Consider the following 7049-nt stretch of genomic DNA (forward strand, 5'->3'; position numbering starts at 1 on the left):
GGCTTCAATCGCTTTCACGAACTCCACATGGACCTGCGACGCCTGTGGATATGTGGATAACACCCTGACGGTCAGGCTAATTTAACGGCATTGCACCATGGAATTGGTGCACGCGGCCTCGGCGATCGCCGCAGCACTCGCCTCCCGCACCACCCCCGACTCCCCAACCGCCTGCCTGCAACTCGCCGAAGAACTCGCCACCGCCAACGATCTACAAGAGGCCGCACTGGCCGGACTCGTCGGCGTGGTGGACGGGGCCCGGGAGGTGCAGCGGTGGGGTTTCCCCTCCACCCGCTCCTGGCTGCGGTCCCGCATGGGCATGCGCGAAACCCGCGCCAAAGAGCGCCTGACCCTGGCGCGGCAGCGGCACCGCCTGACGGAGGTCACCGAGCGGTGGACCGCCGGCGAACTGTCGACCGGATACGCCGCGACGATCGCCGAGGCAACCGCCCGTCTGGACGACGATGACTGCGTCACTGCCGAGACGACCCTGCTGGGCATGGTGGACCAGGGTTTCTCGGCCGGGAAGGTGGCCTCGTTCGGTAAGCGGATCCGTGACGTTATCGCCGAGCGCGACGGACGCGAGCAAGCCCCCGAAGATGTGAAGCGGGGGTATGAGCGGTCGTGGATCGACTCGACCCGGTCGCTGGACGGTGGCCGCTACATCAAGGGCTGGTTGAACGCCGAGGACGCCGCGATCTGGGACGGCACCCTGGGGCCGCTGGCCAAGCCCGCCGGAACCGACGACCATCGTGACCTGTCGGAGCGGACGGCGGCTGCGCTCACCGGCGTGTTGTCGGGTGGGCACACGGCCACCAAGGTCACCGTCATCTGCGACCTGGACACCCTCACCGGCGGCACCACCCCCGCCAGACTCACCGACGGCACCCCCATCCCCGCAGCCCAAGCCCGACGCATCGCCCTCAACGCCGGAGTGTCACCGCTACTACTCGGTGCCGACAACACCCCGCTGTACCTGGGACACCGGGTGCGATTCGCCACCGTGTCGCAACGGCAAGTGCTGGAGACCCTGTACTCGACGTGTGCGGTGCAGGGCTGCGAGGTGCCCGGGACGCTGTGCGAGGTCGACCACGTCCACGGCTGGGCCCTCGGCAACAGCCCCACCGACATCGACAAACTCACCCTCACCTGCGGATGGCACAACCGCTACAAACACACCCACCCCGACCGACTCCACATCACCAAAGCGCAGGACGGCCGGTACACCTACCGCCTCCATCCACCCGGGATCCGAACACTCCAACCCGACGGAGATCCCGAACCCGGACGCCCACCACCCACATGGACCCAAGCCGCATGACCGGCACGCCCCGGCTCCCCCGGGGCGGAGTCGGCGCGGTTGACCTTGACGTTGCGTCAACGTTTGTAATGAGGTCATGCGAATCGGTGAACTCGCTGCGCTCGTCGGGGTCTCGACCAGGACCGTGCGGCACTACCACCACCTCGGCCTGCTGCCGGAGCCCGAGCGGCTGCCGAACGGCTATCGGGAGTACCGGCTCCGGGACGCGGTGGCGCTTGCGCGGGTGCGGCGGCTCGTGGAGCTGGGGTTGTCGCTGGACGAGATACGGGACGTCCTCGCCGATGAGCGCGGTCGGGACCTGCGCGAGGTGCTGCTCGAACTCGATGCCGACCTGGCCCGGCAGCAGGAGGCCATCGGGGTGCGGCGGGCCCGGCTCGCCGCGCTGCTGAAGGAGGCGGAGCTACGCCCCGACTCGGCCGTCTCGCCCGAGATGGGGGACGTCCTGCGGGCCCTGCCGCGCGGGTCGCGGTTCGCCGAGTTCGACCGGGAACTGCTCGCGCTGGTCGACACGGCGGTGGGGGAGGGGGAGCGGGCCCGGTTCGCCGGGATGTTGAGTTCCCTCACCGGCCCCGAGGAACGCGAGCGCGTCGCCCGGGTCTACGCGCGCCTGGACGAGATCGCGGACGCCCCGCCGGACGATCCGCGCGTCACCGAGATCGCCGACGACCTGGCGGACCTGATTCCGGCGGAGATGGCGGCGCTGATGGTGGGGCAGCCGCCGGACGGCGCATGGCTGGAGGAGATGTCACCCGCCCAGCGCGAAGTGTTCAGGGTGCTGGTGACGATCTTCAAGGAGCGGTCGTGCTGAGGGCCGCCCGTGCCGCGCTGTACGCGGCGGCGTCCGCTGAGCTGGCCGTCATGGTGCTGGTCGCCTCGGGTGTCACGGTGCCCGGCCCGGTGGTCGCGACCATCAAGGTGATCCTGGCAACGATGCTCCTTCTCCAGCTCGCAGCCGCAGCCCAGCTCGTCATCAAGGCGCGGCGGACCGGCGCCGATTGGCCGGCAGCCCTCCGGAGCGTCGGGCGCCTGGTGCCCGACAAGCTGCGAAGGATCATGGCGTTCGACGTGAAGGGCATGGTCAGCCTGGTGCTGCTGGTCGCGCGCCGTAGGCACGGGGTACCGCAGGGCGCGGTCGCCGTCACGTATGCGGGCGGGCAGCTCGCCCTCCAATTGGGGTTCCTCTTCGCGATGGTCGTCGAGGTCGTGGGCGTGGAGCTGCTGCTGCGGGCCATCGACGCGCCCCACGGGTTGCGCGCGGCCTTCCTGGTGATCGATCTGTACTCGATCCTGATCGTGCTGGCGGTCATCGCCGCGTGCGTGACCCGTCCGCACGTGTGGTCGGACGAGGAACTCCGCGTCCGGTACGGGGCCTTCTTCGACCTGCGCATCCCGCGCGCGCAGATCTCCTCGCTCCGGAGCGTCCGGAACTACAACGAGAGCGGCATGGTCAAGGTGCTGGACGACCGGCTCGCGGTCGCGGTGGCGTCCCAGACGAACGTGGTGGTCGAGCTGCGCGAGCCGGTCCGGGTCGTCCGGCCGCTCGGTGGGCGGGCCGACGTCCGGACGGTCCGGTTCTTCGCCGACGACCCGTCCGTGCTCATGGACGCCCGTTCGACCGTCCCAGGGCAGGTAGGGGGATGACGGCCTGACCCGCTGTGGCGCTGCCGCGGCCTCGCGCTGTACACATGATGGATGATCGACCGCCGTCCGACACTCGAGCAGGTCGCCGCCTTGGCGAGGGTGAGCCGCGGCACCGTGTCCCGCGTGGTCAACGGCGATGCCAAGGTCAGCGCGCGGACCCGCGAGGCGGTGCAGCGGGCCATCGCGGAACTCGGCTACGTGCCGAACCGGGCGGCCCGCATGCTGGCGGCCCGGCGCACCGGGACGGTCGCGCTGGTCATGTCGGAGGACCGGGGGCGCCGCTTCGAGGAGCCCTACTTCGGCCGCATCGTCAGCGGGATCGGCTCGGCCGTCGCCGCGGCCGGCATGACGCTGGCGCTCACGTTCACCCAGTCGGACTCCGGTCGAGGGGACCTCGCCGACGCTCTACGCACCCAGCGGGTGGACGGCGTGCTTCTCGTGTCGCTGCTCCGTGACGACCCGCTCCCCGGTCTGCTGGCGCGCCACGGCATTCCCGTCGTGCTCGGAGGCCGGCCGCACGGCCCCGGCGCCGCCGGGCTCGACTACGTGGACGCCGACAACCGGGGCGGTGCGCGGCGTGCCGTCGAGTACCTCGTCCAGCGGGGACGCCGTCGTATCGCCACGATCGCGGGACCGCCGGAGACCACCGTCGGCGCCGACCGCCTGGCCGGTTACCGGGAGGCCCTGTCCGGCGGACGGGAGCTGGCGCGCCATGGCGATTTCAGCGTCTCAGCCGGTGCGCGGGAGATGGAGCGGCTGCTGGCGGTGGAGCCGTCGCTGGACGCGGTGTTCGCCGCGTCCGACAACATGGCCTGCGGCGCGCTGCGGGTGCTGGAGCGGGAGGGACGGCGCGTCCCGGACGACGTCGCGATCGTCGGGTTCGAGGACGCGGGCGCGGAGCTGCGTCCCTACCCGGGGCTCACGACCGTGCACCAGCCCACGGAGGCGATGGGGCGCCAGTCGGTCGAGCTGCTGCTCGACCGGATCCACGGCAGGCCCGTGGCGGACACGCCCGTCATCTGCGAGACCCGCCTGATCGTCCGCGAGTCGTCCTGACGGTCGCGGGCGGTCAGTCGCCGGTACTCGGCACGGTGGCGGTCGGCCTGACGTGCGGCAGCAGGAGGGCGGCGAGAGCGGCGAGCAGGCCGAGCGCGACCACGATCCATGCGGCCATGCCGAAGGCGTCGCCCAGGTCGTCGCCGGACGTGGCCGAGTCGAAGAACACCGTCCCGACGACCGCGATGCCGAGTGCCCCGCCGACCTGCTGGAACGTCGAGAGGGTTCCGGAGGCGGACCCGGCGTCGTCGGTGGGGACCGCCGCCAGGACGACATCGGTCAGCGGGACCACGACCAGGCCCAGACCGGCACCGGCCACGGCCATCGGCCCGATGAGCCCGGCCACCGTCGGGTGGGAGCCTCCGGCGACGACCTCGATCGACCATCCGGTGCCGATCGCCTGCAGCAGTGCCCCGATGCCGACCAGCGCCTTGCCGGCCTTGGCGACCAGGGCTGCGGCGGCCCCGCTGGTGAACGCCGCCGCGATGCTGAACGGCAGGACGACGAGCCCGGCCCGCCAGGCGGAGAAGCCGAAGCCCGACTGGACGGTGATGCTCAGCACGAACAGGAAGCCGATCACACTGGCCTGGAAGGAGAGCTGCACGATCAGCCCGGCGCTGAAACCGCGGTCGGCGAACAGGCGGAGCGGCAGCAGAAGGGCGTGCCCGCGGCGCGCGCGACCGCGCTCATGGAGGACGAACGCGGCGAGCAGGACCGGCGCGAGGACGAACAGGACGACCGTCCACCAGGGCCATCCCGCTTGGCGGCCCTCGATCAGCGGGTAGGCCAGGCCTCCACGCCTCCGGCGGCGAGCACCGTCCCGAGGACGTCCAGGGAGAGCGGGTGCTCGGCCTTCGTCGGCGGGACCAGCGTGAACGCACCGATCAGCACGAGGACGCCGACCGGGACGTTGACCAGGAAGATCGCCCGCCAGCCGAGCCCCAACACGTCGCCGGACACGAACGCGCCGCCCAGCAGCGGCCCCGCGACCGCGGCCGCGCCGGTGACCGCTCCCGCGATCCCGTACACGCCCGCGCGCTTCTCGGGCGGATACAGGGCCTGCACGGTGCCGAGCACCTGCGGCACCATCGCCCCGGCGAACAGCCCCTGCGCGATCCGCACCGCGACCAGTTCGGTGCCGGAGGTGGAGAGCCCGGCCCACAGTGAGGCCAGCGTGAACCCGGCCGTCCCGACGAGGAACACGGTGCGACGGCCGGCCATGTCGCCCAGCCGTCCACCCGCGATGAGCATGGCGGCGAAGGCCAGCACGTAGCCCGACACGACCCACTCCAGTTGCGCCGCCGTCGTGTGCAGCGAGCGCTCCATCGACGGGAGGGCGACGTTGACGATGGTGTTGTCCATGAGGTCCATGAACGACGCCAGAAGCAGTACCACCACCGCCGCCGTCCGGCCGCGTTCCGCGCTGCCCATCGAGCCACCCCCACCTAGAATCGGAGCGCGACTTTCCCAGGATGGGTTAGTCCCATGCCACAACTATCCCACCATGGGACTATATTGCCAAGGGGGTCCGATGGCGCGTTCGCACGGCGACCGCATCCAGCGCGCGTTCCAGGTCGCGCTGGTGAACGCGGTGCTCGGCAACGACCGCATCGCCAGGGAGGCCGGGCTGATGGTCACCGACACCCAGGCACTGCACCTGCTCATGCTTCGCGACGACATCCGCAACGCCAAGCGGCTCAGCGACGTCACCGGCATCTCCACCAGCACCGTCAGCCGCATCGTCGACCGCTTGGAGCGCGCCGGATACCTGCGCCGCGTCCCGGACCCCGACGACCGCCGCAGCGCGCGACTCGAACTCGACATGACGAAGGTCCAGCCGCTGGTCGACCGGTACGCCGAGTACGTCAGCCACCTGGAGAAGGTCAACGCCGGCTATACCGACGACCAGCTCGACCTCATCGCCGGCTACCTCGAAAAGACCAACAACCTCTTTTGAGCGCGTCCCGTCGGGGGACGTGGCCGCTCTTGCGCGCCAGTGGTTGGGACGGCTATGGCCGCAGGTGGGAGAGGAGGGCGGCGAAGTCGCGGCGAGTGAGGGTGAGGTGTTCGGTCTCTGGTGCCTTGCTGTCGCGGATGCCGATGTGGCTGTTGAGGTCGGCGATCTCGACGCAGTTGCCCTCGTTGCCTCCGCTGTGGGTGCTCTTTCGCCAGGTGGGCTCAGTGATCATGCCAGCTCTCCCAGGCGAGCTAGGAGGTCGGCGAAGTACTGGCGGGTGAGGGTGAGGTGGCCGCTCTCCGGCGCCTTGCTGTCGCGGACGGCGATGTGGCCGTTGAAGTGGGTGACCTCGACGCAGTTGCTTTCGTCGCCGCCGCTGTGGCTGCTCTTGCGCCAGGGAGGCCCGGTGTTCACGTTCGCTCTCCCAGGTGCTTGAGGAGGGTGGCGAAGCCCTGGCGTGTGAGGACGAGATGACCGATGGTGGGGTTCTTGCTGTCGCGGATGGCGATGTGCCCGTTGAGGTCGGCGATCTCGACGCAATCGCCCTCGTGGCCACCGCTGTGGCTGCTCTTGCGCCAGGTGGGCGCAGTGATCATGCCAGCTCTCCCAACCGGGCTAGGAGGTCGGCGAAGTTCTGGCGGGTGAGGGTGAGGTGGCTGTCTTCCGGTGCTTTGCTGTCGCGGATGGCGATGTGGTCGTTGAGGTTTGCAACCTCGACGCAGTTGTTTTCGACGCCGCCGCTGTGCGTACTCTTACGCCAGTGGATCTCTGGCCGTGCGGAGTTGTTCATGATTGCGACGCTACCTCGTCAATGAGCGCCAGCGAAGCTGTTCTGCTTAGCCTCGATCCACCGATGGTGTATCGAGGTCGATCTCTCGGTCTTTTCGGGAGGACGGTTGAGTTGTCGGCCGCCCGCGGGCAGGGGTGATCGGCTGGTCTGCCCAGCTTTTCCACGTGTTCGGTTCCGGTCGGGCCCGCTCGGGCGGTGGATAACGGCAGGTCAGCGGCTGTCGGGTGGGGCGTGGAGGGTGGTGAACAACTGCCGCCAGGCGTCGGCCCAGGGCCAGTTGCGGG

General features: G+C 70.1%; 11 protein-coding genes. 5 read left to right on the forward strand and 6 right to left on the reverse strand.

The genetic code is table 11. The features are described 5' to 3' along the window. Nucleotides 1-97: 97 nt before the first annotated feature. From CHF16_RS38790 to CHF16_RS38805, 4 genes are all read left to right on the forward strand, one after another. On the forward strand, nt 98-1321 hold the full coding sequence (locus tag CHF16_RS38790; protein WP_089331191.1) for an HNH endonuclease signature motif containing protein: 1224 nt from the start codon (nt 98-100) through the stop codon (nt 1319-1321). Between the two features lie 76 nt (nt 1322-1397). After that, nucleotides 1398-2129, forward strand: coding sequence for a MerR family transcriptional regulator (locus CHF16_RS38795; protein ID WP_089331192.1), 732 nt, complete (start codon nt 1398-1400; stop codon nt 2127-2129). Next, nucleotides 2123-2962, forward strand: a complete 840-nt coding sequence (locus tag CHF16_RS38800) for a hypothetical protein (RefSeq protein ID WP_089331193.1) — start codon at nt 2123-2125, stop codon at nt 2960-2962. The genes CHF16_RS38795 and CHF16_RS38800 overlap by 7 nt, the downstream gene beginning before the upstream one ends. A 51-nt stretch (nt 2963-3013) precedes the next feature. After that, on the forward strand, nt 3014-4018 hold the full coding sequence (locus CHF16_RS38805; RefSeq protein ID WP_089331194.1) for a LacI family DNA-binding transcriptional regulator: 1005 nt from the start codon (nt 3014-3016) through the stop codon (nt 4016-4018). A 13-nt stretch (nt 4019-4031) separates the two neighbouring features. Here CHF16_RS38805 and CHF16_RS40755 read toward each other — a convergent pair whose 3' ends face one another. After that, nucleotides 4032-4808, reverse strand: coding sequence for an MFS transporter (locus CHF16_RS40755; protein WP_245869808.1), 777 nt, complete (start codon nt 4806-4808; stop codon nt 4032-4034). Then, nucleotides 4793-5449 carry an MFS transporter gene (locus CHF16_RS38815; RefSeq protein ID WP_089331196.1) on the reverse strand — a complete coding sequence of 219 codons (657 nt, stop codon included), beginning with the start codon at nt 5447-5449 and terminating at the stop codon, nt 4793-4795. The genes CHF16_RS40755 and CHF16_RS38815 overlap by 16 nt, the downstream gene beginning before the upstream one ends. Before the next feature lie 100 nt (nt 5450-5549). On the opposite strand from CHF16_RS38815, the gene CHF16_RS38820 reads away from it, so the two are divergent. Continuing rightward, on the forward strand, nt 5550-5975 hold the full coding sequence (locus CHF16_RS38820) for a MarR family winged helix-turn-helix transcriptional regulator (RefSeq protein WP_179271929.1): 426 nt from the start codon (nt 5550-5552) through the stop codon (nt 5973-5975). Between the two features lie 52 nt (nt 5976-6027). Here CHF16_RS38820 and CHF16_RS38825 read toward each other — a convergent pair whose 3' ends face one another. The 4 genes from CHF16_RS38825 to CHF16_RS38840 are packed head-to-tail and all read right to left on the reverse strand — an operon-like array spanning nt 6028 to nt 6765. Then, complete coding sequence (locus CHF16_RS38825) at nt 6028-6207, reverse strand: DUF397 domain-containing protein (RefSeq protein WP_089331198.1); 180 nt, start codon at nt 6205-6207, stop codon at nt 6028-6030. Further along, nucleotides 6204-6389, reverse strand: coding sequence for a DUF397 domain-containing protein (locus CHF16_RS38830; RefSeq protein WP_089331199.1), 186 nt, complete (start codon nt 6387-6389; stop codon nt 6204-6206). The genes CHF16_RS38825 and CHF16_RS38830 overlap by 4 nt, the downstream gene beginning before the upstream one ends. Next, on the reverse strand, nt 6386-6571 hold the full coding sequence (locus CHF16_RS38835) for a DUF397 domain-containing protein (RefSeq protein ID WP_089331200.1): 186 nt from the start codon (nt 6569-6571) through the stop codon (nt 6386-6388). The genes CHF16_RS38830 and CHF16_RS38835 overlap by 4 nt, the downstream gene beginning before the upstream one ends. Next, nucleotides 6568-6765, reverse strand: a complete 198-nt coding sequence (locus CHF16_RS38840; protein ID WP_089331201.1) for a DUF397 domain-containing protein — start codon at nt 6763-6765, stop codon at nt 6568-6570. The genes CHF16_RS38835 and CHF16_RS38840 overlap by 4 nt, the downstream gene beginning before the upstream one ends. Between the last annotated feature and the right edge of the window lie 284 nt (nt 6766-7049).

It is taken from the genome of Actinomadura meyerae, from assembly GCF_900188445.1.
In the GTDB taxonomy this organism is placed as follows: domain Bacteria; phylum Actinomycetota; class Actinomycetes; order Streptosporangiales; family Streptosporangiaceae; genus Spirillospora; species Spirillospora meyerae.

What these genes read in the sequence shown, in the direction of transcription:
- CHF16_RS38790 (WP_089331191.1), top strand. Translation starts at nt 98, where the DNA reads ATGGAATTGGTGCACGCGGCCTCGGCGATCGCCGCAGCACTCGCCTCC.
- CHF16_RS38795 (WP_089331192.1), top strand. Translation starts at nt 1,398, where the DNA reads ATGCGAATCGGTGAACTCGCTGCGCTCGTCGGGGTCTCGACCAGGACC.
- CHF16_RS38805 (WP_089331194.1), top strand. Translation starts at nt 3,014, where the DNA reads ATGATCGACCGCCGTCCGACACTCGAGCAGGTCGCCGCCTTGGCGAGG.
- CHF16_RS38815 (WP_089331196.1), bottom strand. Translation starts at nt 5,449, where the DNA reads ATGGGCAGCGCGGAACGCGGCCGGACGGCGGCGGTGGTGGTACTGCTT.
- CHF16_RS38820 (WP_179271929.1), top strand. Translation starts at nt 5,550, where the DNA reads ATGGCGCGTTCGCACGGCGACCGCATCCAGCGCGCGTTCCAGGTCGCG.
- CHF16_RS38825 (WP_089331198.1), bottom strand. Translation starts at nt 6,207, where the DNA reads ATGATCACTGAGCCCACCTGGCGAAAGAGCACCCACAGCGGAGGCAAC.
- CHF16_RS38835 (WP_089331200.1), bottom strand. Translation starts at nt 6,571, where the DNA reads ATGATCACTGCGCCCACCTGGCGCAAGAGCAGCCACAGCGGTGGCCAC.
- CHF16_RS38840 (WP_089331201.1), bottom strand. Translation starts at nt 6,765, where the DNA reads ATGAACAACTCCGCACGGCCAGAGATCCACTGGCGTAAGAGTACGCAC.